Origin of the sequence: Pseudomonas sp. LTJR-52 (genome assembly GCF_003691465.1) — a bacterium.
Taxonomy (GTDB): domain Bacteria; phylum Pseudomonadota; class Gammaproteobacteria; order Pseudomonadales; family Pseudomonadaceae; genus Chryseomonas; species Chryseomonas luteola.
The window spans coordinates 475,799-499,764 of sequence record NZ_CP033105.1 but is presented as its reverse complement, the minus strand read 5'-3'; the positions used below and the strand labels follow the sequence as shown (position 1 = coordinate 499,764).

The following is a 23,966-nucleotide window of genomic DNA, read 5'->3' as shown; positions in this document are numbered from 1 at the left end:
GCGAGTCAGAACGACGCTAGAAAGAAATTTGAGAGGTAAACCGCAAAACAATCAAGCGTTACGGCCCACCCACAGCAAAATTAGGCAGGCTGTCGACCGGCTGGGCAAACCGGAATGGAATCGACTCCAACGCCAATCCCGTGTTGCGCTGTACCACAAAATGCAGGTGCGGACCGGTGCTGTGACCCGTGTTGCCAGACAGCGCCAACGGTGTACCGGTCACTACACGCTGCCCCTCCTTGACCTTGACCGAGCCCTGCATCAGGTGCAGGTACACACTCATGGTGCCGTCATCGTGCAGGACACGCACGAAATTGCCCGAAGGGTTGGCGCTACGGCCCTGCTGCTGACTATTTTCAACCTTGACCACTGTACCCGGACGCGAAGCAATGATAGGCGTACCTTCCGGCATCGCAATATCGATGGCGTAACGTCCTCTGGGCGTGTTGTGGCTAAATGCACCGTTTGCCCCCTGACTGATCCGGAACGGCCCTCCCACCCATGGCAGCGGATAGGCATAATCTCGCGCGCCCTGCCCTGGGTCGCCCATCGCATAGTTGAAGGTCGGCTTGTAATGAATCGCCACACCCTGCACCTCTTTTTTCAAGCGCATCAGGGTAGTGGTGCTGTTGGGGGGTAGAACGCGGCGGACCGAAGCCGACTCGTTGATACCAGCCACGTTCTTGAGCTGATCCAGACGAAGCTCGACCTGAACCGGCACCAGCAGGTCGTTACGGGCCTCGAAAACAGTCTCGTTGCCCAATTTTTTTGTATTCAGTCGAACCTGACGCTCGATACGCTCGTTGGTATCGTCCTCGAAGACAAGTACCTTGGCGCCCTTGGTAACCTTGTCCGTATAGGTCACCACACCGTTGGCATCCGTGTATTTGTAGATGGGCGATGCCCACGTCGCTGCCGCCAGCGTGAACGAGCCACATAGCAAAAAGAGACGTTTCAACATGCAGGTGCAGAACCAAGCGCTTTTCAGGGGGCGCAAGCCTATCAGTGGAACACGCTCCCGACGAGGCTTCACTCGTCGGGATGTGATGATCGGCACCGGCATGCTGGAAACTTACGCGCCGGGAACGTAGTGCTTTTGCGCCGTACCGCGGGCGATCAGGCGGGACAAATATTCCAGCTTGGCCGGGTCCTTATCCACAAAGCGGAAGAACAGCTGCAGCCATTCGCTGGAAGGCTTGGGCTCCAGGGCTGCAACGGAGTGCAGATAGCCGTTGAGGCGGGCAATCTCCTGCACCTCCTCACCCTGCTCCAGATCCAGTACAGCGTTATCCAGCACCTGAGGCAGGATATCGCCCCGCTTAACGATCAGAACGGCTTCCTTGAGGCTCAGGGCCTTGATTACACAAGCCATGCCAGCATTGGCCAAGCGCAGCTGACCTTGACCGAAATTGACTTTTCCGCCACCAGAAGAGCGCGCCGCGGCTTGGCCCGGCTGGCTACCTCTCAATGCATTGAGCGAGTCGTTGGCAAAAGCCGATGCTGCACGCTGGGGGCCACGAGCCACGAGCGCTTCCAGCTTGCCGACGCGACTCAAAGCCTTTTTGACCTTAGTGATCAGTTGCTCATTGGTGAACGGCTTGCCGATAAAGTCGGAAACGCCCGCCTGAATGGCCTGCATGACGTTGTCCTTGTCGCCACGGCTAGTCACCATGATGAAAGGCGTTTTCTGATGAGCCGGCTCGCTTCTGCACCATGTCAGCAGCTCAAGACCCGACATTTCCGGCATCTCCCAATCGCACAGGATCAGATCGAAGGATTGCTTGCTCAACATTGTCTGAGCCTTGCGTCCGTCTGCTGCATCCTCCATTTCGATACCCGGAAGTTGGCTACGTAGCCCTTTCTTGATCAAGTCGCGGATAAATGGTGCGTCATCCACAATCAGTACAGATACCTTACCCATCGATTACTCCATGAAGCCCCGAACGCAGCTTCATGGATCGCTGAACGCCACGTCGGGAAAGCAAGCTTACTCGCAGCCCAAAAGCGTAGCTGAGAACATGGCCGCCTTCCTGCCGGGGGCCATGGCATCAGTCACGCGGTTTGTTGACTTCCTCTGCCATCCGGGTCAGTCCCAGGTGGCGTACATCCGTTCCACGGACCAGGTAGATCACCAGCTCCGCAATATTGCGGGCGTGATCGCCAATGCGCTCCAGCGAACGCAGCGCCCAAATGACGCTGAGTACGCGGGAAATTGCCCGCGGGTCTTCCATCATGTAGGTCGCCAGCTCACGGATCGCCGTCTTGTATTCACGATCGACGATCTTGTCGTGCTGGGCGACGGAGAGGGCCAATTCGGCATCGAAGCGCGCGAACGCATCCAGTGCCTCCTGAACCATCTTGCGTACCTGTTCGCCAATATGGCGCACTTCCACGTAGCCGCGCGGGGCTTCACCGTCCTCACAGAGTTCGATGGCACGACGTGCAATCTTCGAGGACTCATCGCCGATCCGCTCAAGGTCGATCACCGACTTGGAAATGCTGATGATCAGACGCAGGTCCGACGCTGCCGGCTGGCGGCGCGCCAGAATGCGCAGGCATTCTTCGTCGATGTTGCGCTCCATCATGTCGATCTGATCATCGATTTCCCGCACCTGCTGCGCCAGACCAGAGTCGGCGTTAATCAGGGCACTTACGGCATCACTGACCTGCTTCTCGACCAACCCACCCATCGCCAGCAGATGGCTACGGACTTCTTCGAGTTCGGTGTTGAACTGCTGCGATATGTGGTGGTTGAGGCTTTCTTTGCTGATCATGGCGTTGTCGTCCTGTAAAGAATGGAGCCAACCCCCTCGGGCGGCGCTCCCTGGAACAGACCGCATCAACTACGTGGCACTGCTTCCTATAAAGCTGTGATTGCCACTGTATCGTCAGACTGCCCGGTTTATTTAGATTCCTTTCTGAAAAGATGCTGAGCGGTAACACCACCTGAAGCCATGCGCAGCGCCCGATTGGGTTATCGGCAAAAACGCGCTTGAGTATAGGGGCAGTGATTGACTTCCTGGTCAGCAACACCTTTCAGTGGGAAACCCGATAGTTAAATAGACATAAGGTAGGCTATAGAGTGTGAAGGTTTCATTACCCGTAACGCCCTGTAATGTAATCTTCGGTCTGTTTCTTGGTCGGGTTGGTGAACACGGTGTCGGTATCGCCATACTCAATCAGCTTGCCCATGTACATGAAAGCCGTGTAATCGGATACACGAGCGGCCTGTTGCATGTTGTGCGTCACGATGACAATGGTGTATCGCGTCTTCAGCTCATAGATCAGCTCCTCGATCTTGAGCGAGGAAATCGGATCCAGGGCGGAGCTGGGTTCGTCGAGTAGCAGCACTTCCGGCTGCACAGCGATGGTTCGGGCAATCACCAGACGCTGCTGCTGACCGCCGGAGAGGCCCAGTGCCGACTCATGCAGGCGATCCTTGACCTCCTCCCAGAGTGCAGCCCCCTTGAGCGCCCACTCAACGGCCTCGTCAAGCATGCGCTTTTTCTTGATGCCCTGAATGCGCAGGCCATAAACCACATTTTCATAGATGCTTTTGGGAAACGGGTTGGGCTTCTGGAATACCATGCCGACCCGGCGCCGCAGCTCGGCCACGTCGGTCCCCTTGGCAAAGATATTCTGTCCGTCCAGTCGAATCTCGCCATTGATCCGGCAGCCATCGACCAGATCGTTCATCCGGTTGAAGCAACGCAGCAGCGTGGACTTGCCGCAGCCCGAAGGCCCGATAAAAGATGTGACACGTTGTTTGGGAATGTTCAGGTTGATGTCGAACAGCGCCTGCTTCTGTCCATAGAACAGGTTCAGACCGGGTACTTCCAGGGCCACGGGCTCGGCCGCCGGGTCAAGCCCTTGCCGCTCACGCCTGCCAACATTGAGCCCGAACCTCGGCCGTTGCATTTCACGCATGGATGACTCCATTGGGCCTCTCGGCCGCGTTGGGGCGCCACGTTATACGGGACGCCCGGATTCGTTTAGTTGTCCATCGCCCGATACTTCTCCCGCAGGCGATTACGGATCGCCACCGCCGAGAGATTGAGCGCAGCAATCACCAGGACCAACAGCAACGCCGTGGCATAAACCAGCGGCCGGGCAGCTTCAACGTTCGGGCTCTGAAAGCCGACATCGAAGATATGAAAGCCCAGGTGCATGATCTTTTGATCCAGGTGCAGATAGGGGTAATTCAGATTTACGGGCAGTGTCGGCGCAAGCTTTACCACGCCCACCAGCATCAGCGGCGCCACTTCGCCCGCTGCGCGCGCAATCGCCAGGATGAGCCCTGTCATCATGGCCGGGCTGGCCATCGGCAGCACGACGCGCCACAGGGTTTCAGCCTGAGTCGCACCCAGCGCCAACGACCCCTCGCGTACGCTTCTTGGAATTCGGGCCAGTCCTTCTTCGGTCGCTACGATCACCACCGGTACAGCCAGAATAGCCAGGGTCAGGGAGGCCCACAGCAGGCCGGGTGTCCCAAAGGTCGGAGCCGGCAGCGACGCGCGAAAGAACAGTTGATCAATCGAACCGCCCAGCACGTAGACGAAAAAACCCAACCCAAATACGCCATAGACGATGGCCGGAACACCGGCGAGGTTGTTGACGGCGATACGGATCAGGCGCGTCATCAGCCCCTGTTTGGCGTATTCACGTAGATACACAGCGGCAATCACACCAAAGGGTGTCACGATCACAGCCATGATCAGGGTCATCATCACCGTTCCGAAAATAGCCGGGAACACACCACCTTCGGTATTGGCCTCACGCGGATCGGAAGACAGAAACTCCCATAATTTGGCGAAATAGAAGCCCAGCTTCTGAAAGCTGCTCATGGCGTTGGGCTGGTAGGCGTGGACGACGTTACCCAGGCGAATCTCGGTTTCCTGCCCGGAGGCATCCCGCACCGTGAGGCTGTCGCGTTCGAATTCCTGGCGCAATGCGTTCAGCTGTGTCTCGAGGTCATGGTAGCGGGCATCCAGCTCGCTGCGCTCGGCAGCCAGATCCGCCTGGGCAGCTGCGTCAAGCCGGTCGTCCAGCTCAAGGCTACGCATCTGTAGCCGGAGACGCTCGATATCGTGGTTGACACCACCAATCTCGACCTTCTCGATACGGCTGATCCGACTGGCCAACGAATCGATGCGCTTGAGACGTTCACGCATCGCCGGCAGAGCCGCATCCCCTTCCGCAACGACCTTGCCCGCCTCCTTGACGTTGACCAGATAGCCGTAGAAGTTGCCCCATTCGCGGCGCTCCAGCGCAATAGCATCCTTAGGGGATTTCTGTTCCTGAAGCCAATCTCCTACGACCCAGACGAAATCACTGCCGTACAGCTCCCGGTTGCCCAGTTTGACGAGTTGCCGGGTCATGAGGGTTGATCCTTCCGCCTCGACAGGCAGTCCGGCGCTCTTGAGTCGCTCCCGAGGTACCTCTTCGGTCTGGACAACCTCACCCATGATCATGCGGGGCGTCTCGCCGGGTACGGCATAACGCGCCTCAATCACATCAGAAGGCCAGAAATGGGCCAGACCGCGCACAGCGATGATGGCGATCAAACCAATGGTCATGATCACAGCAATGGCCACGGCGCCCCCGCTCAACCAGATGCCCGGCGCACCGCTTTTGAACCACTGCTTCAGGGAGTCCTGCTTCACGGAGTTCTTCACTTATCAGTTCCAGCCCCTTCCAGGGTGCTACAGCCGCCACGGCAGCGCTTACAACGAGGCATATTTCTTACGCAGTCGATGACGGATCATTTCTGCCAGCGTGTTCATCACGAAGGTGAAGGAAAGCAGCACCAGTGCCGCCAGGAACAGCACGCGGTAATGCGTGCCGCCAACCTCCGACTCCGGCATTTCCACCGCCACGTTGGCCGCCAGGGTCCGCATACCTTCAAAGATATTGGCATCCATGATGGGGGTGTTACCGGTAGCCATCAGTACGATCATGGTCTCGCCCACGGCACGCCCCAGACCGATCATCAAGGCTGAGAAAATGCCTGGGCTGGCCGTCAGGATCACGACCCGGGTCAGGGTCTGCCACGGCGTTGCGCCCAGCGCCAGCGAACCGTAGGTCAAGCTGCGCGGCACGCTGAAAATGGCGTCTTCGGCAATGGAAAAGATATTCGGGATGATGGCAAACCCCATCGCCAGGCCTACGATCAAGGCGTTGCGCTGGTCATAGGTAATGTGGTGCTCATGCAGCCACAAACGCATATCACCATTGAACCACCAGGTTTCCAGATGAGGGCTCATGCTCAGCGCAAACCAGCCTGTAAGCAGCACCACAGGAATAAGCAGCAGGCTTTCCCAGCCGTCGGGCAGGCGGAAGCGAATGGATTCAGGCAGCCGCGACCACACAAGCCCTGCCAGGACAATACCGATCGGTACCAGCAGGATCAGGCTGAAAATGCCTGGCAGATGACCCTCTACATAAGGAGCCAGGAACAGACCGGCGAAAAAGCCCAGAATTACGGTAGGCAGCGCTTCCATCAGTTCAATGACCGGCTTGACCTTGCGGCGCATGCGCGGCGCCATGAAATACGCGGTGTAGACCGCGGCAGCAATAGCCAGCGGGGCCGCCAGCAGCATGGCATAGAACGCGGCCTTGAGCGTACCAAAGGTCAGTGGTGCCAAGCTCAGCTTGGGCTCGAAGTCATTGCTTGCCGAGGTGGATTGCCAGACATAGGACGGCTTTTCGTAGTTTTCGTACCAGACCTTGCCCCACAGGGCTGACCAGGAAATTTCCGGGTGTGGATTGTCCAGTGCGAAATTCATGAGCTGTCTGTCACGCTCAAGCAGGACATGGTTGGCCCGCGGCGAGAGCGCCAGCCGGCCGTTGCCGTCGGCGATCTTTTCGGCCAGCACTGTACGCCCTGCGGTGCTGTGGAAAACGCCCAGGTTGCCCTTTTCATCCAGTACGATGAATCCCTTGCGTCGCTGCTCGGCCACGATCTGCGTGATCGGCGCGTCCCTGAGATGGAAAGTGCGAATATGCTGAAGCTGGGGTTCACCATCCTTGCCACGTGCCATGAACCATTGGCTGATACCTCCCTTGGCATCGCCTACGAGCAGCGAAATCCCGCCAAGCAACTGCGCCGTCACGGTAACCTGGTTATGCGCATCATCGATCAGCCTGTAATGACCATTAAGGGTGCGGTCGCGCAGATCAAAAACATCTGCTGCCGAGCGCCCATTAATCACATACAGCCATTGACCCCGAGGGTCCAGATGCAACGCCTGCACCGTTTGTGAGAGGCGAGGCAAGTCGATTCGCTGCTGCTCAAGGGTGGTTTCGCCCGTCAGCATGTCTTCCGTACGGGTCAGCTTGAACACCAATAGTTCGGATGCATTGGACGCGGCCAGGGTCAACTCGCCTTCGCCTGCCGTCAGGCTCAGATGCTCCAGGGCGCGCCCCTCAGGATCGACCACGACCGGTGCCGGCCCGTAGGGATAATCGACCTGAGGCACGATGACCCGCTTGTTTTCAGGATAAGTCGACTTATAGATGTGTCGGACCAGCAGTGCCCGCCCATTGGAGAGCCCTAGTGCCAGCACCGGCTTAACCAAGTCCTGGGCAACCGAAACCACCTGGGTACCCGAGGGAATTGGCAAAGCCTGCCGACTCAGCTCCGTACCATCCTTGACCCTGAAAAAGACCAGATCGCCCGCCGGGGTGACCTGCATGCCGACTTCGTTCTGTTCCTCCACGCTAAGTACAAGTGGCGCTCCGGCCTGTTGTAGCCAGGCAGGTGTCTGTACGGCCTCGGCTGTCAGCGTAGCCCCTTTGAAGAGCGGCAGGACCACATAGGCCAGGTAGAAGAAGATCAGAGTGATCGCCGCCAGCACGGCCAACCCACCGACCAGCACGTACCACCGCGTGAAACGATCCATGCTGGCTCGCCAGCGGCGCTTGCGACGCATCGCAGGCGTATCGAAATCGATGCGTGCAGGGGATCGGGTTTGGTTCATGAATAGGAAGCCTGGTCCTTCGTCGCGCAGAGCCTAAAGACGAGATATGACAATCAGATGACAGTAATAAGACATGCCAATGCCCACCCGTGCAGAACACGGGCGGGCAACTGTAAAAGAAGCCGGGCTCAGAAGCCCAGATCTTTCCTGGCTTTTTCGGCAACCTTGGCTGGAATCGGAATATAACCGTCCTTCACGACTGCCTCTTGCCCTGTCTTGGACAGCACCATCTTCAGGAACTCGCTCTCCATCGGACTTAGGGGCTTGTTGGGTGCCTTGTTCACATAGATATAAAGAAAGCGGGACAGTGGATAACTACCGTTCAGGGCATTCTGCTCAGTGTCTTCCACATACTTATCCGATCCTCTTTTAGCCAACGGTACGGTTCGCACGCTGGATGTCTTGTACCCGATACCGGAATAACCGACGCCGTTGAGCGACTGGCTAATGGATTGCACGACCGAAGCGGAGCCCGGCTGCTCATTCACGTTTGGCTTGAAGTCACCCTTGCACAGCGCTTCTTCCTTGAAATATCCGTACGTGCCGGATACCGAATTTCGGCCAAACAACTGAATAGGCCGGTTGGCCCACTCGCCCGTCATGCCCAGGTCACCCCAGGTTCTGATGTCCTGTTTGCCACCGCAGAGCAGTGTGGATGAAAAGATGGCATCCACCTGTTCGATGGTCAGTCCCTTGATGGGGTTGTCTTTGTGGACAAACAGCGCCAGCGCATCCACTGCCACCGGGACCGCAGTCGGTCGGTAGCCATATTTCTGCTCGAACGCCTGAACCTCAGAATCCTTCATCCTGCGACTCATAGGTCCCAGGTTGGAAGTACCCTCGGTCAGGGCTGGGGGGGCCGTCGAGGAACCGGCCGCCTGCACTTGAATGTTTACACTGGGATAATTGCGCTTGTAGGTCTCGGCCCACAGAGTCATGAGGTTCGCGAGAGTATCCGAACCGACACTGGACAGGTTGCCCGATACCCCACTGGCCTTCCGGTAATCCGGAAGCGCCGGGTCGATGGCCGCTACAGCAGTCGTTGCGCTGAGTCCCACAGCGGCAAACGTCATGGCGGCCATCAGCCTTTTGAATCTCATACCACATTCCTTGCAAGAATGATTGGGTGGCGCCCATTAGCGATAAGTGGGCATTGAGCCACTATATGACCAAAATATGAACATATTGTGACGCCACCCAAGCCCATGGGCCGCCGCGCCCATCCTATTAGGTGCACAGCGCACCATCGTAGCGCCTGCCTGCTGTGCTCAGGCGCCTGTACAGCACAGATTCTTTCCTTAGTTTCTAGCCGATCAGGCCATTTTCAGCGTGTTGACACCCTCCGGCGCGAACCTTGCTTGCCTAGCTATCGACCTCTGGCCGTCCAAGGAGATACCCCATGGCTTATGCGCTTCCTTCGCACGCCGCCTCCGTTACGCCATCGGCAGTCGCCGCCCCACTCCCCCGCGCCAAACTGATCGCCGCTGCCAGCCTGGGTAACGGGCTGGAGATGTTCGATTTTACCGTCTTCAGTTTTTTCGCCAGTCTCATCGGCCAGTTGTACTTTCCCTCGGATACACCCTACGGCTCGCTGCTCATGGCCGTTGCTGTCTTTGGCGTTGGCTTTGTAATGCGCCCCCTGGGCAGCATGGTCCTGGGTGCCTATGCCGACCGTGCCGGACGCAAGGCGGCCATGCTGCTGACCATTCTGCTCATGGGATTGGGCAGCCTGTTTATCGCCTTGACGCCTACCCATGCCCAGATCGGGATCTTCGCCCCCCTGCTCCTGCTGGTTGGACGACTGTTACAAGGCTTCTCAGCCGGTGGCGAGATTGGGGCAGCCACCGCGTTACTATTGGAATCAGCCAGCCGGGGTCGGCGCGGCTTTTATGTCAGTTGGCAGGTCATCAGCCAGGGCGGCAGCTCCCTATTGGGCGCCATGCTGGCTGCGATCCTGCACGGCTCGCTCAGCGAAGAGGCGCTGCATAGCTGGGGTTGGCGCGTACCCTTTCTGATCGGTCTACTGATTATTCCGGTTGGCCTCTACATCCGAGCCCACGTTGATGAAACCTACAAGCCACAAAGCGCTGACAAGCCAGAAGCCGCCCCGGTCATGGCTTTTCTGCGTAGCCATACCCGAGGGTTCCTGCTGGGTCTTTTGATCATCATGTCGGCCACGCTGATGACCTACATCATCCTGTTCTACATGCCGACGTACACCACCCGGGTCTCGCACCTTTCAGCCACAACGGCCTACTGGATGGGTACCGCCAGCAGTACTGTCCTGATGATATCCGCCCTATTCGCAGGGCTGGCGGCCGACCGCTTCGGCCACCACAAACGTTTGGCCGCTGTTGCCCTGGTGGTTGCCATTCTGGCTATCTACCCTGCCTTTGCTTGGCTGGACTCACCCGATACACAGGGGCTGGCTCTGCTGTGCCGCCTGATCGTCGTTGCCGCTCTTGGCATGAACATGACGGCCGGTCTACTGCTTATCAGCGAGTCCCTGCCCCGCCCGGTCCGGGCGACCGGTCTTGCCATGACCTATGCCATCGGCGTCACTTTGTTCGGTGGCACGGCACAGTTCATCGTGACCTGGCTGCTGCAAGTCACACAGGCTCCACTGGCACCTGCCTGGTACCTGATCGTCATGCTGAGCATCGGTCTGGCCGGCCTACTGGCCTTCCAGGAGCGCCACCTCGACTGATCTCGCCACGCGCAAACAAGAGGAATCCAAATGCCTATCGATACACTTCTTCGTGACGACGCCGCCTTGAGAATCGAAGACTTTCTGCCCGACATGGTTAATCTCCGGCGGGATATCCACCAGCATCCTGAGCTGGGCTATGAGGAGCATCGCACCAGCGACCTGGTAGCCGCCTCGCTAAGCGCCTGGGGGTATGAAGTCCACCGGGGGCTGGGCGGCACCGGCGTGGTTGGCACGCTCAGGGTCGGCTCGGGCAGCAAGCGACTTGGCATCCGCGCAGACATGGACGCCCTGCCCATTGTAGAAGCCACCGGTCTGCCCTATGCCAGTGCCAATGCCGGCCGGATGCACGCCTGCGGGCATGACGGTCACACCACAACCCTGCTGACAGCGGCCCGCTATCTGGCTGAGACACGTGCTTTTGACGGCACCCTTCATTTGATTTTTCAACCGGCCGAGGAAGGACTTGGCGGCGCATTGCGGATGATCGAAGACGGCTTATTCGACCTCTTTCCCTGCGATGCCGTGTTTGGCTTCCATAACATGCCGGGTGTACCGGCCGGCCACTTCTGCTTTGTAGAAGGACCGGCCATGGCCTCCGCCGATACTGCCGACCTGCGTATTGTCGGCCAGGGTGGTCATGGCGCCGTACCGCACAAGGCCGTCGACCCTGTTGTCGCCAGTGCATCGACAATCATGGCGTTGCAAAGCATCGTGTCGCGCAATATCGATCCGCTGGAAACAGCAGTCATCAGCATAGGAAGTATTCATGGCGGCCATGCCAATAACGTCATTCCCGATGCGGTAGACATGAAGCTGACGATTCGCGCCTTCAGCAACAGCGTGCGCGATCAGCTGGAGCAGCGTATCCGCGCGGTTACCCAGGCCCAGGCGGAAAGCTTTGGCGCGACTGCCCAGCTGGATTACCGTCGCGGCTATCCGGTACTGGTCAACCATACCCAGGAAACTGCGTTTGCACGGTCAGTGGCAGAAGATTGTTTTGGCAGCCAGTCTATTGTGCCGAATTTTGCGCCTATCAGCGCCAGCGAGGATTTCGCCTATATGCTTGAGCGGTGTCCGGGGTGTTATCTGTTCATTGGCAATGGCAACAGCGCCAGCCTGCACAACCCCGCCTACGACTTCAATGACGCCCTACTGCCCATTGGAGCACGCTACTGGGCCAAGCTTGCCGAACGCTACCTCGTCTGAGGCAGCGTTCGAGTACGTGAAGGATCAGGCCGCAACCGGTACGACACGGCGCTCCTGGCTAAGCAGCCAGGCGCCCACCAGTATGCCCAGAATGGCTAGGCCGACCACGTAATAGGCCGGCCCCAACGGGTGCTGCTTGAGCATCAGCGTCACGATCATCGGCGTCAGGCCGCCAAAGATGGCATAAGCCAGGTTATAGGAGAACGACAGGCCCGAGAAACGTACCTCGGCCGGGAACGCCAGTACCATGACACGCGGTACGCTCCCGATCACTCCAACCGACAAGCCTGCCAGCGCATACAGCGGAAACAGCCATTCCGGATGCGTCTTGAGGCTGGCGTACATCGTCCAGGATATGATTCCCAGGAGCGCACCGCCGATCAAAAAGATCCGTCCGCTGCCAAAGCGGTCGGACAGCGAGCCCGATATGATGCAACCCACGGTCAAGAACACGATTGCCAGGCTATTGGCTCTGAGCGCTACCGCGGCAGAGAAGCCATATTGAGTCTGCAACAGCGTGGGCGTCATGAGAATAACGACCACGATACCGGCGGTCAGCATCCAGGTCAGCAGCATGGATACGACAACGGCTCCCCGGTGATCACGCAGGACCGCCTTGAGCGGCACTTCACTGGCCAGCGACTTGCGTAGCTGAAGCTCGGCGAAGACCGGGGTCTCATGCAGCCAACGGCGTAAATACACCGAGAATAATCCGAATACGCCACCGATCAAGAAAGGAAAACGCCACGCATAATCGTGCACTTCAACGGGCGTAAATACGGTATTGATCAGCGTCGCCATCAGCGAGCCGAGCAGGATGCCAAAGGTCAACCCGGCCGTCAGCGTACCGCAGGCATAGCCCACATGACGATTCGGGACATGCTCGGCCACGAATACCCACGCACCCGGCACCTCACCGCCAATGGCAGCCCCCTGGATGATGCGCAACAGCAACAGCAGCAGCGGTGCAGCAATGCCGATCTGGGCGTATGTTGGCATCAGGCCCATACCCAGCGTGGGCAGTGCCATCATGAAGATGCTGAGCGTAAACATCTTCTTGCGTCCTAAGAGATCGCCAAAGTGGGCCATGATCACGCCCCCCAGTGGACGTGCCAGATAGCCCGCGGCAAAGATGCCGAAGGTCTGGATCTGGCGCAGCCACTCGGGCATCTCGGCAGGAAAGAACAACTTGCTTACTACGGCGGCGAAAAACACGAAGATCACGAAGTCGTAAAATTCGAGCGCGCCACCCAAGGCAGACAGGGAAAGGGTCTTATAGTCACTGCGCCCTAACGGGCGTGATTCGGGCAAGGCGGAATGGGATTGCGGTCTCATGGCTCAAGTCTCGTTAGAATTATATGCACACGTTCGCGCTAGACCGTGGAACCTGGACAAGCAGGGTTTTCCCGCACACAGGTTCGAGCTACACCGGTGAACGTCTCCCCTAGTTAAGCAGGGAGGCCGTAAATCCGCACGGGGCGGAGACGAGACATTAATACAAGAGCGAGAACCAGGGAAATGAAAAGCCGTGTGAGCACTGGGCCGTGATACGTTCGCTCCGTCATCTTGTGGACAACATTGCGAACCTGGCCCGAACCGGTTGAACGCAAACCATCACCTGTGTAGCCATGACACGGCCCGGTCGGGTCTGTCATGTGCAAACCTGCACGATATCAAATTCAAATACCGACGCCCAAGCCGTTCGGCGAATTTATTTAAACTGTCAACACCCTGTCGTACCTGACCGGCACAGTCTATATACTGCCCAGGATCAGACGACATTCGACACGCCCGGTCAGGTTGGCCATATTCTTGCTTTAAAAGGTCTCCCAGCCATCAAAATTGAAAAGGGCTCCAGGGGCGCCCCGCGCATGATTGAAGAACTCGAACAAGAAGATCCAATACCTCAAGGCGATCTGGCTATGCAGATCACCGCACTCCCACGCGAAACGAACGGGTTTGGCGATATCTATGGCGGCTGGCTCGTCGCCCAGATGGACCTGGCCGGCACGTCCATGGCCAGTCGAATCGCTCAGGGTCGCGTCGCCACGGTTGCCATCGACCGCATGGCATTTCTCGTCCCGGTTCCGGTGGGTGCACAGCTTTCCTTCTATACCCAGGCGCTGGAAGTCGGCCGCAGTTCGATTCGCATGATGGTTGAAGTCTGGAGCGATGACCCTCTCTCCAACGAATGGAGCAAGGTGACCGAAGCCGCTTTCGTTTTTGTCGCCATCGACGGCAGCGGCCGTACCCGCTCCGTTCCTCGCCGCTAGATTCTGCGAAAAATGCGGTCAGCCATGGGTGGTTCATGTACAGCGCCCTACGCAAAGCACGTCACGCTTGGTAGCAGATTGCCCCACTCTAGACGCAACGGTTGCTACAGGTAACCGTTCGTCTCGGTAACAAATACCGCTGGGTCATCAATTCTTCTAAATGTTCAAACGGTCACATTTGCCGCCTTGTTCTAGAGGGCTTCGCTCTTTAGGATGCGCACCATTACTCATGTGCGCAATTTGCTGCACATCGAGCTGTGCAATGAATTGCACAGAATTTCGTGGGGACGATTGGCCTGGATGGCCGCTCACTATCGCTCCCCCTAAAGCAATGGATGCTTCAGCAAGGTCACGGAATGACGTTCTCCAGTTCACTCGCTACGCATTATCTGGCCCTGGCCGAACAGCCCATCGAAGCGGGCAACTTCGGCGGCGAGGACGCGCGATATTCCAGCGAGTATGAACAGCTCGAAGCCGAGCTAGCCAAAGCCTCTTCCCTTCATCAAAGCGGCCAGATCGATTGGCAGATGATTTGTGACGGCAGCGAAGCACTGCTGCGTACCCAATCCAAAGACCTGCGTGTAGCCGCCTGGCTGGTCTGGGCCTTGTATCAGCGCGAGCGCTTCACTGGCTTGCAGGCAGGTATCGCCTTGCTTCATGCCCTGTGCACCCAGCATTGGGATGCGCTACATCCACGCAAGGTACGTACGCGCGGTGCGGCCCTGGGCTGGCTGCTGACGCGTCTGGAGCCTGTACTGTCGGACTGCGCGCCAACCTCCGAACAGCTCCCGCTGTTCCAGCAACTGATAGAGCACCTGAAGGCACTGGATGCCTGCCTGTCCACACATCTAGGCGAAGAGGCTCCCTTGTTACTGCCGCTGTGCCGGCGGGTAGACGATCAGGTAAAGCGTGCCGGTCAGACGGCGACCCCAACGACAGCATCCAACGCCCCTTCGGTTGCACCCACGCTGGCTTCGTCTTCATCCAACGTGCCAACCGGGCCGATCGAAAACGACAAGGATGCTCATAAGGCCCTTCGCGCCCAGCAGGACAGCGCTCGTCACCTGTGCACCTGGTGGACCCGGCAAAAGGCGACGGACATTCGTCCGCTACGTCTGAATCGTGCCCTGCTGTGGCTGGGCATCGACAGCGTACCCGAGCACAACGCCGAACAGATCACGGCGCTTCGTGGACTTCCCACCGACAAGATCGCCTCCTATAAGGAGCGTTTCGAGCAAGGTCAGTATGCTGAATTGCTGGTGGATCTGGAGGCCAGCCTGGCACGTGCACCCTTCTGGTTCGATGGGCAACGCCTGGCCTGGGAATGCCTACAGGCACTAGGCGCTGAAGCCTCCCTGAGGGAAGTCGAAATGCCCTTCGCCCTCTTTCTGGCCCGCGTACCTGGCATTGTGGAGCTGCGCTTCCATGACGGCCAACCCTTTGCCGATGCCGAAACACGCGCCTGGATCAGCGCCCATGTCATCCCACATACCCAGGCTCCCAGCGCGCCACGCGAGGCGGCTTCGAATAGTGGCAATAATCGTCCCGCCTGGGACGAAGCACTGGCTGCACTGCTGCCTACCCTGCGAAAGGATGGCCTCAAGCAGGCGGTTCAGACACTCAAGCAGGGCATGACCACCGCACAAGGCGGCCGTGAGCGATTTTTCTGGCAGCTCACCCTCGCCCGCCTCTGCTTCCAGGCCAAGAAATACGACCTGGCCAAGACCCAATTGCAAACACTCGACGAGACCCTGCAACGCAGCGGTCTGGCCGACTGGGAACCCGAACTCGCCCTGGAGGTTTTGCAGCTGCTCTATCAGTGCTGCGAACTGCTGCCTCAGAACCCTGGAGTACGAGACTACAAGGACGAGCTTTACCGCAGGTTGTGCCACATCGATCTCGAAGTGGTACTTGATTGAGGCCGCACGGCCTTCACACAGAAAGGAGAAATGCCATGGCCAAAGAAGGCTCGGTAGCCCCCAAGGAACGCATCAACGTCACCTTCAAACCCGCCACTGGCAATGTTCAGGAAGAACAAGAACTGCCTCTGAAGCTAATGGTTCTGGGCGACTTTACCCAGCGCGCAGACGATCGCAAGGTCGAGGATCGCAAGCCGATCAGCATCGACAAGAACAACTTCGATGAAGTCTTGGGCAAACAGGAACTGACGCTGAACCTGAGCGTACCGAACCGCCTGCAGGATGATGCGCAAGGTGAAGAGCTGGGCGTCAGCCTGAACATCAATACGATGAAGGACTTCAACCCTGCCAACATCGTGGATCAGGTGCCGGAGCTGAAGAAACTGATGGAACTGCGTGATGCCCTCGTCGCGCTGAAAGGCCCGCTGGGTAACGCCCCTGCTTTCCGCAAGGCCATCGAAAGCGTACTGGCGGACGATGACTCCCGCGAACGCGTACTGGGCGAACTCGGTTTGGCCGCCAAAGCCGACCAGGACGCTTGAACCAAGGACAAGGAAGAGTTCAGATGAGTACCAATACCGCTCTCGAAGCGACTCAAGTAACAGGCGAAGCCGGCATTCTTGACCGCATCATCGCCGAGACTAAGCTCACGCCAGATGACGAAGCCTATGGCATCGCCAAGCGTGGCGTATCTGCCTTCATCGAAGAGCTGCTCAAGCCGCAGAACGAAAAAGAGCCGGTCAAGAAGGCCCTGGTCGACCGCATGATCGCCGAGATCGATGCCAAGCTCAGCCGCCAGATGGACGAAATCCTTCACCACGCCGAGTTCCAATCGCTGGAGTCCTCCTGGCGTGGTCTGCAGATGCTGGTCGACCGCACCGATTTCCGTGAGAACAACAAGGTCGAGATCCTGAACGTATCCAAGCAGGACCTGCTAGAAGACTTCGAGGACTCGCCGGAAATTGTTCAGTCCGGCCTGTACAAGCACATCTATACAGCCGAATACGGTCAGTTCGGTGGCGAGCCGGTTGGCGCGATCATTGCCAACTACTTCTTCGACCCGAGCTCTCCGGACGTGAAGACCATGCAGCATGTGGCCAGCGTTGCGGCCATGGCGCATGCGCCCTTCGTTGCGGCAGCCGGTCCGAAGTTCTTTGGTCTAGAGGCGTTTACAGGTCTGCCCGACCTGAAAGACATGAAAGATCACTTCGAAGGTCCTCAGTTCACCAAGTGGCAGAGCTTCCGCGAGCAGGAAGACTCCCGTTATGTAGGCCTGACCCTGCCCCGCTTCCTGCTGCGTACGCCCTATGACCCGGAAGAAAACCCGGTCAAGAGCTTTGTCTACAAGGAAAACGTCTCCAGCAGCCACGAGCATTACCTGTGGGGCAACACCGCTTATGCCTTCGCGACTCGCTTGACTAGCAGCTTCGCCAAATTCCGCTGGTGCCCGAACATCATTGGCCCCCAGAGCGGTGGCGCGGTAGAAGACCTGCCCCTGCACCATTTCGAAAGCATGGGTGAAATCGAGACCAAGATTCCGACCGAAGTACTGGTTTCCGATCGCCGCGAGTACGAGCTGGCCGAGGAAGGCTTCATCGCGCTGACCATGCGCAAGGGTAGCGATAACGCGGCATTCTTCTCTGCCAACTCCGTACAGAAGCCGAAGTTCTTTGGTAACAGCGAAGAAGGCAAGAACGCCGAGATGAACTACAAGCTGGGCACCCAACTGCCCTACCTGTTCATCGTCAGCCGTCTGGCGCACTACCTGAAAGTCCTGCAGCGCGAGCAGCTGGGCAGCACCAAGGAACGTACCGATCTTGAGCTTGAGCTGAACAAGTGGATTCGTCAGTACGTAGCCGACCAGGAAAACCCCAGTGCTGAAGTTCGCGGTCGCCGTCCTCTGCGCGCTGCCAGCATCAAGGTCACCGAGGTGGATGGCGAGCCGGGCTGGTACCGTGTCGGCCTGAGCGTGCGTCCGCACTTCAAGTACATGGGCGCGGATTTCACGCTGTCCCTGGTTGGCAAGCTGGATAAAGAGTGAGCAGGAGCCAGGTGATGAGCTACGGCAGTCTGTTCGAGCGTCTTTCCGGGGAAGCGGATCAACGTGCCCGCCTGACTCGGGAGCAAGCCGTTACGGCCTCGGTCGCCTCTCATCTGGCCAAAATGCTCAGCACCCGTGCGGGCAGCGTGCAAACGCAGCCCGACTACGGGTTGCCCGATCTGAACGACATGCGCCTGTCCCTGCATGATTCGCTGAATCAGGCGCGTGTCGCTATCGAACGCTTTATCGACGCCTACGAGCCCCGTTTATCCAGCGTTCGAGTGTTATCCCTGCCCCGCAGTCATGATCCGCTGACCCTGAGCTTTATTCTCGAAGGCTGGCTGGACGTGGACGGGATCAAGAAGCAGGTCAGTTTTACCGCACGCCTGGATGGCAGCGGACAAGTGAAGGTCAGCTAAGGAAAGCACATGTCGTTCAACCACTATTACCAGAGCGAGCTGTCCGCGCTACGGCAGCTGGGCAAGCGCTTCTCCGAGCGCAGCCCGGCCCTGGCACCGTTCCTGGGTCAGAGCGGTCGGGATCCGGATGTCGAGCGCCTGATGGAAGGTTTTGCCTTTCTGACTGGACGCCTGCGCCAGAAGCTCGACGACGAGCTGCCAGAGCTGACCCACTCCCTGATGCATCTGCTGTGGCCAAACTACATGCGTCCGCTACCGGCGTTCAGCATGCTTCAGTTCGACCCACTCAAGCGTCCCGGTGGAGCCATTACCGTTGCACGCAACACGCCAGTGGAAGCGCGTCCGGTACAGGACGTAAGCTGCCGCTTCCGGACCTGTTTTGCTACGGACGTGCTGCCGCTGGACCTGTCCGCATTGGAGTACTCTGCCAAAGGCGAAGGCGCCCTGCTCAACCTGCGCCTGACCCTGAGCGCCGAAGGCCACCTGGGCGATGTCGGCCTCAAACGCCTGCGCCTGCATCTGGCCGGAGAGCGTTACATCAGTCAGACCTTATACCTGGCACTGCTGCGTCATCTGGAAGGTGTCCAGCTGATACCGCTGGATGCCGACGACAAGCCGGTCAAGTCTCCTGACGATACGCCGATCCAGTTCAAGCTGGGTGCTGACCGACTGCGTGCGGTAGGTGTCGATGAGGAAGAAGCGCTGATCCCTTACCCATACAATACCTTTCGGGGTTATCGCTTCCTGCAGGAATATTTTGCCTTCCAGGATAAGTTCCTGTTCGTCGAGCTTGATGGGCTGAGCATCGTCAATGCGCTGCCTCAAGAGATCATCAAGAAGACGCGCGGCCTGGAGCTACGCTTCGATCTGCGCAAGGTGGGCAGCCAGCGTCTTCGCCCCACCCGTGACAACGTACGCCTGTACTGCACGCCCATCGTAAACCTGTTCAACCATGACGCCCTCCCCATCCGCCTGGATGGCAAGCAGGACGAGTACCTGTTGCTGCCAGCCGAGTACGACACCGAGCACTGTGGCGTCTATTCCGTTGAGCGCGTGACCGGCTGGCGACCCGGCGGCATGGGCTATGAAGACTATGTGCCGTTCGAATCTTTCGAGCACGACGCAAGCTTCGATGTGCCCAAGGCGCGCCCGCATTACAGCGTGCGCCAGCGCACCTCGATCCTGCATGACGGCGTCGACACGTATCTATCGTTCGGCATTCAGGAGTCAGGTAGTCGCTTTGGTGATGCCGTAGCCCAGGAGCGTCACGAGACGCTGTCTATCGAGCTTGTCTGCACCAACCAGAACTTGCCGTTGCAGCTCAAGCTGGGCGACATCTGCCTGCCTAGTGAAGACACGCCGGAGTTCTTGAGCTTTCGCAATATCACTACCGCGACACCGTGCTATGCGCCGCCACTGTCGCGCGACTTCTTGTGGAAGCTCATTTCCAATATGTCGCTGAATTACTTGTCGCTCTCCGATGTAGAAGCGCTCAAGGTGATTCTCGAAACCTATGACCTGCCGCGTTACTACGATCAGCACGCAGAAAAGATCAGCCGTCGCCAGTTAGGTGCCCTGAAAAGCATCAGCCACAAGCCGGTTGACCGACTCCACCGTGGACTACCCGTTCGCGGTATCAGCACCGAGCTGACCATGGACCCGGAAGGCTTCCTGGGTGAAGGCGACCTGTTTGTCTTCGCCTCGGTCCTCAATGAATTTTTCGCGTTGTACGCCAGCCTCAATTCCTACCATGAGCTGCGCGTGAAAAGCACACAAGGAGAGGTGTACCAATGGACGCCGCGCATGGGGCAACAGCCCTTGCTTTAAGCTCGTTGAGCTGTGGTATCCGTGAGTACACCCTTTTTCAGGGCATACAGCGGGTACTGGAAAAACTCAGGCAACATGCTCCTCAGCTGGATGACGAAGCGCTCTACGACCGCCTCGAATTTCAGGCCAACCCAAGCCTGGGTTTTCCAGGTAGCGATATAGATCGTATCGAGTTCTTCGAAGAAGACGGTGAGATGCGCGCGCGGATGCGCCTGAACCTGGTCAGCCTGGCGGGTGCCGGCTCGCCCTTGCCTGCTTTTTATAGCGAGCAGGCATTGGGGGATGGCCCCTCCGGTAATCCGACCCGCGAGTTTCTGGATCTTTTCAATCATCGCTTCCAGCGCCTGTTGCTGCCGATCTGGCGTAAATATCGATACAACGCCAGCTTCCAGCGTGGCGCTGTGGATAACTTTTCCGCACAGCTGTTCGCCCTGATCGGCCTGCGTGGCGAGACGATTCGCCAGTCGCAGGAACTCAACTGGAAGCGCCTGCTGCCCTATCTGGGCCTGCTGAGCCTGCGCGCCCACTCGGCGGCACTGATCGAAGCGGTGCTGCGCTACTACTTCAAGCATGCCGCCATGCATATCGAGCAGTGCATCGAGCGTCAGGTGCAGATCTCTACCGATCAACAGAACCGCCTGGGCCTGGGCAACAGCACCCTAGGTGAGAACCTGGTGCTGGGGCAGCAGGTGCGTGATCGCAGCGGCAAGTTTCGTATTCATATCCGCGAGCTGGACTGGAACCGCTTCCACGAATTTCTTCCCATTGGCGCAGGTTATGCGCCGCTATGCGCCTTGGTGCGCTTTACGTTGCGCGATCCGCTGGACTACGACCTGCGTCTGGAATTGCGCACCGATGCCATCCGCGAGCTGCGGCTTGGCGCCGATAACCCTTGCCGCCTGGGTTGGACCAGCTGGCTTGGCCATGAACATGCGGACGGCGTCGTAACGCTGGCCGGCAAGACTCATTAAGGACTGATGACATGATCAACGTTGACCTGCAACAGTTGGTACAGGCACTGGATGCCGACACCCGCCGCGACCTGGAACAGGCCGCTCAACGCTGCCTGACCCGTGGGGGCAGCAAGATCCTGGTCGAAGACCTGATGCTAAATCTGTTGGAGCGTACCGACAGCTTGCTGGCTCGCGCCCTACAGGACGCAGGCGTCGAATCGGGTGAGCTGGCGCGTACCCTGCAACCTCGCGGAGAAGCCAGCGAGTCCCGCAATCCGGTCTTTTCAGCGGAGCTGGTGCAGTGGCTTCAGGATGCCCTGCTGGTGGCCAGCCTGGAGCTGGGTCAGAGCCACATCGATCCCGCCGCGCTTATCCTGGCTCTGCTGCGCAATCCGATGCGCTATGCGGGTACGCAGTACCAGCCCTTAATCGCCAAGCTTGATGCCGAGCGTCTACGCGACTATGCCCAGTCCCAGAAGCCGCAGGCTGCCTCGGCACAAACGGCTTCCGGTGAGTCCTTCCTGGCACGCTTTACCCATAACTTCACGCAGCAGGCCCGTGATGGGAAGCTCGATCCAGTCCTGTGCCGCGATGAATCCATTCGCCAGATGATCGATATCCTGGCCCGTCGCCGCAAGAACAACCCCATCGTGGTGGGCGAAGCGGGCGTGGGCAAGACTGCTATCGTCGAAGGTCTGGCGCTGCGTATCGTCGCCAGTGAAGTGCCGGAAGCTCTTAAAGGTGTCGAGCTGCTATCCCTGGACCTGGGCCTGCTACAGGCTGGCGCCAGTGTCAAAGGTGAATTCGAACGTCGCTTGCAGGGTGTGATTGATGAGGTCAAGGCCTCGCCCAAACCGATCATTCTTTTCATTGACGAAGCCCATACCCTGATTGGTGCCGGTGGCCAGGCAGGCGGCTCCGATGCAGCCAACCTGCTCAAGCCGGCGCTGGCTCGTGGCGAATTACGCACCGTGGCCGCCACGACCTGGAGCGAGTACAAGAAGTATTTCGAAAAGGACCCGGCTCTGGCGCGCCGTTTCCAGCCGGTCAAGCTCTTGGAGCCGACCGTTACAGAAGCCGTTACCATCCTGCGCGGCCTAGCTTCCGTTTATGAGAAAAGTCATGGCATCTACCTGCGTGACGATGCCGTCGTGGCTGCTGCGGAGCTGTCCGCACGCTATCTGGCCGGACGTCAGCTACCCGACAAAGCGGTCGATGTGCTCGACACGGCCTGCGCCCGAGTCCGTATCAGCTTGGCCGCTGCGCCAGAAGCCGTCGAGTGCCTACGCAGCGAAATCGCCCAGGGCGAGCGCCAGTTTGCTGCGCTGAGCCGTGATCAGGAGTCCGGCCTTGCCATTGACGGAGAAGCGTTGAACCGTCTGCAAGACCGTCTGGCGGAAGCCCAGGACGAATTGGCGCAACTGGATACGCGCTGGAGCACCCAGCGTGATCTGGCCACTCGCCTTTTGACGCTTCGCCAGCAATGCGCTGAAGCACGCATGAAGCAAGGCAGCATAGCTGCCAAAAGCGATACAGCCGAAGAAGTTGACCTGCCCGCACTGGAGCAGGAGCTGGCAGCCGTTCAGGCTGAGCTTTCAACCGCCCAGGCGGAAGAGCGCCTGGTCAGCTTTGAGGTCTGCCCGCGCCTGGTAGCTGAAGTAATCAGCCATTGGACAGGCGTACCCCTGTCCCAGCTGGCCCGCGAGCACAATACCAAGGTTGCCCGCTTCGCCGATGATCTGGGCGCACGCGTTCGCGGCCAGAGTCAGGCCATTGAGGTGCTCAATCGGGCCATGCGCGCAGCCGCCGCGGGTTTGAATAACCCCGATGCACCTGTCGGCGTATTTCTGCTGGTAGGGCCCAGCGGCGTAGGCAAGACCGAAACGGCATTGGGTCTCGCGGACCTGCTGTATGGTGGCGAGCGCTTCCTGACTGTGATCAACATGTCCGAATTTCAGGAGAAGCACACGGTTTCTCGCCTGATCGGTGCACCGCCCGGCTATGTTGGCTATGGCGAGGGTGGCATGCTGACCGAGGCCGTACGCCAGAAGCCCTATTCCGTCGTCTTGCTGGATGAGGTCGAGAAAGCCGATCCGGATGTCCTGAATCTGTTCTATCAGATCTTCGATAAAGGCGTTGCCAATGACGGCGAAGGCCGCGAGATCGATTTCCGCAATGTTCTCTTCCTGCTGACCTCCAACCTGGCCAGCGACCGTATCGCCAGCCTGTGCGAAGAGGGCCAGCGTCCACCCGTCGATGAGCTGGAACAGGCCATTCGCCCTGCACTGACCCGCCATTTCAAGCCGGCCTTGCTGGCCCGTATGCGCGTTGTCCCCTACTACCCCGTAGGTGGCGACGTGCTGCGTGAGCTAGTAGGCGTGAAGCTGGAGCGCCTTGGCCAGCGTCTGGCCCGCCGTCAATTGACGGTGAGCCACAGTGAAGCACTGGTCGATCATCTGACCGAACGCTGCACCCAGAGCGACAGTGGTGCCCGCCTGATCGATCACCTGCTTGATCAGCACCTGCTGCCCCGCATTGCCGACCGTTTGCTGGAAGCCATGGCGGCAGGGGAAACATTGACCCGCGTACACGCCACGCTGGATGGCGATGGTGCGGTCATGTGTGAGTTTGCCTGAGGT

General features: G+C 58.6%; 18 protein-coding genes. 10 read left to right on the top strand and 8 right to left on the bottom strand.

What is annotated here, in order from left to right:
* Nucleotides 1–58: 58 nt before the first annotated feature.
* From EAW52_RS02350 to EAW52_RS02320, 7 genes are all read right to left on the bottom strand, one after another.
* Nucleotides 59–961, bottom strand: coding sequence for a M23 family metallopeptidase (locus EAW52_RS02350; protein ID WP_122041269.1), 903 nt, complete (start codon nucleotides 959–961; stop codon nucleotides 59–61).
* A gap of 111 nt (nucleotides 962–1,072) precedes the next feature.
* Nucleotides 1,073–1,921, bottom strand: a complete 849-nt coding sequence (locus EAW52_RS02345; RefSeq protein ID WP_122041268.1) for a response regulator — start codon at nucleotides 1,919–1,921, stop codon at nucleotides 1,073–1,075.
* A 127-nt stretch (nucleotides 1,922–2,048) separates the two neighbouring features.
* On the bottom strand, nucleotides 2,049–2,774 hold the full coding sequence (gene phoU, locus EAW52_RS02340) for a phosphate signaling complex protein PhoU (protein WP_010796260.1): 726 nt from the start codon (nucleotides 2,772–2,774) through the stop codon (nucleotides 2,049–2,051).
* Between the two features lie 322 nt (nucleotides 2,775–3,096).
* Nucleotides 3,097–3,918, bottom strand: a complete 822-nt coding sequence (pstB, locus tag EAW52_RS02335; protein WP_037030598.1) for a phosphate ABC transporter ATP-binding protein PstB — start codon at nucleotides 3,916–3,918, stop codon at nucleotides 3,097–3,099.
* 74 nt (nucleotides 3,919–3,992) lie between these two features.
* Nucleotides 3,993–5,663 (bottom strand): phosphate ABC transporter permease PstA, encoded by a 1,671-nt coding sequence (pstA, locus tag EAW52_RS02330; RefSeq protein WP_256680808.1) that lies wholly within the window; start codon nucleotides 5,661–5,663, stop codon nucleotides 3,993–3,995.
* Between the two features lie 60 nt (nucleotides 5,664–5,723).
* The gene (locus EAW52_RS02325) at nucleotides 5,724–7,979 is read right to left on the bottom strand and encodes an ABC transporter permease subunit (protein WP_122041267.1); all 2,256 of its coding nucleotides are present in this window, start codon (nucleotides 7,977–7,979) and stop codon (nucleotides 5,724–5,726) included.
* Nucleotides 7,980–8,107: 128 nt separating this feature from the next.
* The gene (locus tag EAW52_RS02320; protein WP_122041266.1) at nucleotides 8,108–9,079 is read right to left on the bottom strand and encodes a phosphate ABC transporter substrate-binding protein PstS; all 972 of its coding nucleotides are present in this window, start codon (nucleotides 9,077–9,079) and stop codon (nucleotides 8,108–8,110) included.
* 299 nt (nucleotides 9,080–9,378) lie between these two features.
* Here EAW52_RS02320 and EAW52_RS02315 point away from each other — a divergent pair, with 299 nt between their 5' ends.
* Nucleotides 9,379–10,686: an MFS transporter gene (locus tag EAW52_RS02315; protein ID WP_122041265.1), complete on the top strand. Its 1,308-nt coding sequence runs from the start codon at nucleotides 9,379–9,381 to the stop codon at nucleotides 10,684–10,686.
* Between the two features lie 30 nt (nucleotides 10,687–10,716).
* Nucleotides 10,717–11,895: a M20 aminoacylase family protein gene (locus EAW52_RS02310; RefSeq protein ID WP_122041264.1), complete on the top strand. Its 1,179-nt coding sequence runs from the start codon at nucleotides 10,717–10,719 to the stop codon at nucleotides 11,893–11,895.
* Nucleotides 11,896–11,919: 24 nt separating this feature from the next.
* On the opposite strand, the gene EAW52_RS02305 is transcribed toward EAW52_RS02310, so the two are convergent.
* Nucleotides 11,920–13,230, bottom strand: coding sequence for an MFS transporter (locus EAW52_RS02305; RefSeq protein WP_122041263.1), 1,311 nt, complete (start codon nucleotides 13,228–13,230; stop codon nucleotides 11,920–11,922).
* A gap of 539 nt (nucleotides 13,231–13,769) precedes the next feature.
* On the opposite strand from EAW52_RS02305, the gene EAW52_RS02300 reads away from it, so the two are divergent.
* The 8 genes from EAW52_RS02300 (at nucleotide 13,770) to tssH (ending at nucleotide 23,963) form a co-directional block, all read left to right on the top strand.
* Nucleotides 13,770–14,168: an acyl-CoA thioesterase gene (locus EAW52_RS02300; RefSeq protein ID WP_037030601.1), complete on the top strand. Its 399-nt coding sequence runs from the start codon at nucleotides 13,770–13,772 to the stop codon at nucleotides 14,166–14,168.
* A 356-nt stretch (nucleotides 14,169–14,524) separates the two neighbouring features.
* Nucleotides 14,525–16,087: a type VI secretion system protein TssA gene (gene tssA / locus EAW52_RS02295; RefSeq protein ID WP_122044700.1), complete on the top strand. Its 1,563-nt coding sequence runs from the start codon at nucleotides 14,525–14,527 to the stop codon at nucleotides 16,085–16,087.
* A gap of 35 nt (nucleotides 16,088–16,122) precedes the next feature.
* Nucleotides 16,123–16,629, top strand: a complete 507-nt coding sequence (gene tssB / locus EAW52_RS02290; protein WP_122041262.1) for a type VI secretion system contractile sheath small subunit — start codon at nucleotides 16,123–16,125, stop codon at nucleotides 16,627–16,629.
* A gap of 23 nt (nucleotides 16,630–16,652) precedes the next feature.
* Nucleotides 16,653–18,128, top strand: a complete 1,476-nt coding sequence (gene tssC, locus EAW52_RS02285; RefSeq protein ID WP_010796272.1) for a type VI secretion system contractile sheath large subunit — start codon at nucleotides 16,653–16,655, stop codon at nucleotides 18,126–18,128.
* A gap of 11 nt (nucleotides 18,129–18,139) precedes the next feature.
* Nucleotides 18,140–18,547 carry a type VI secretion system baseplate subunit TssE gene (tssE, locus tag EAW52_RS02280; RefSeq protein ID WP_122041261.1) on the top strand — a complete coding sequence of 136 codons (408 nt, stop codon included), beginning with the start codon at nucleotides 18,140–18,142 and terminating at the stop codon, nucleotides 18,545–18,547.
* 9 nt (nucleotides 18,548–18,556) lie between these two features.
* Nucleotides 18,557–20,374, top strand: coding sequence for a type VI secretion system baseplate subunit TssF (tssF, locus tag EAW52_RS02275; RefSeq protein WP_122041260.1), 1,818 nt, complete (start codon nucleotides 18,557–18,559; stop codon nucleotides 20,372–20,374).
* Nucleotides 20,338–21,345: a type VI secretion system baseplate subunit TssG gene (gene tssG / locus EAW52_RS02270; protein ID WP_122041259.1), complete on the top strand. Its 1,008-nt coding sequence runs from the start codon at nucleotides 20,338–20,340 to the stop codon at nucleotides 21,343–21,345. Before tssF ends, tssG begins: the two co-directional genes overlap by 37 nt.
* Nucleotides 21,346–21,356: 11 nt before the next feature.
* Entirely contained in the window at nucleotides 21,357–23,963 is a 2,607-nt protein-coding gene (tssH, locus tag EAW52_RS02265; protein WP_122041258.1) for a type VI secretion system ATPase TssH, read from the top strand.
* The last annotated feature ends 3 nt before the right edge of the window (nucleotides 23,964–23,966 follow it).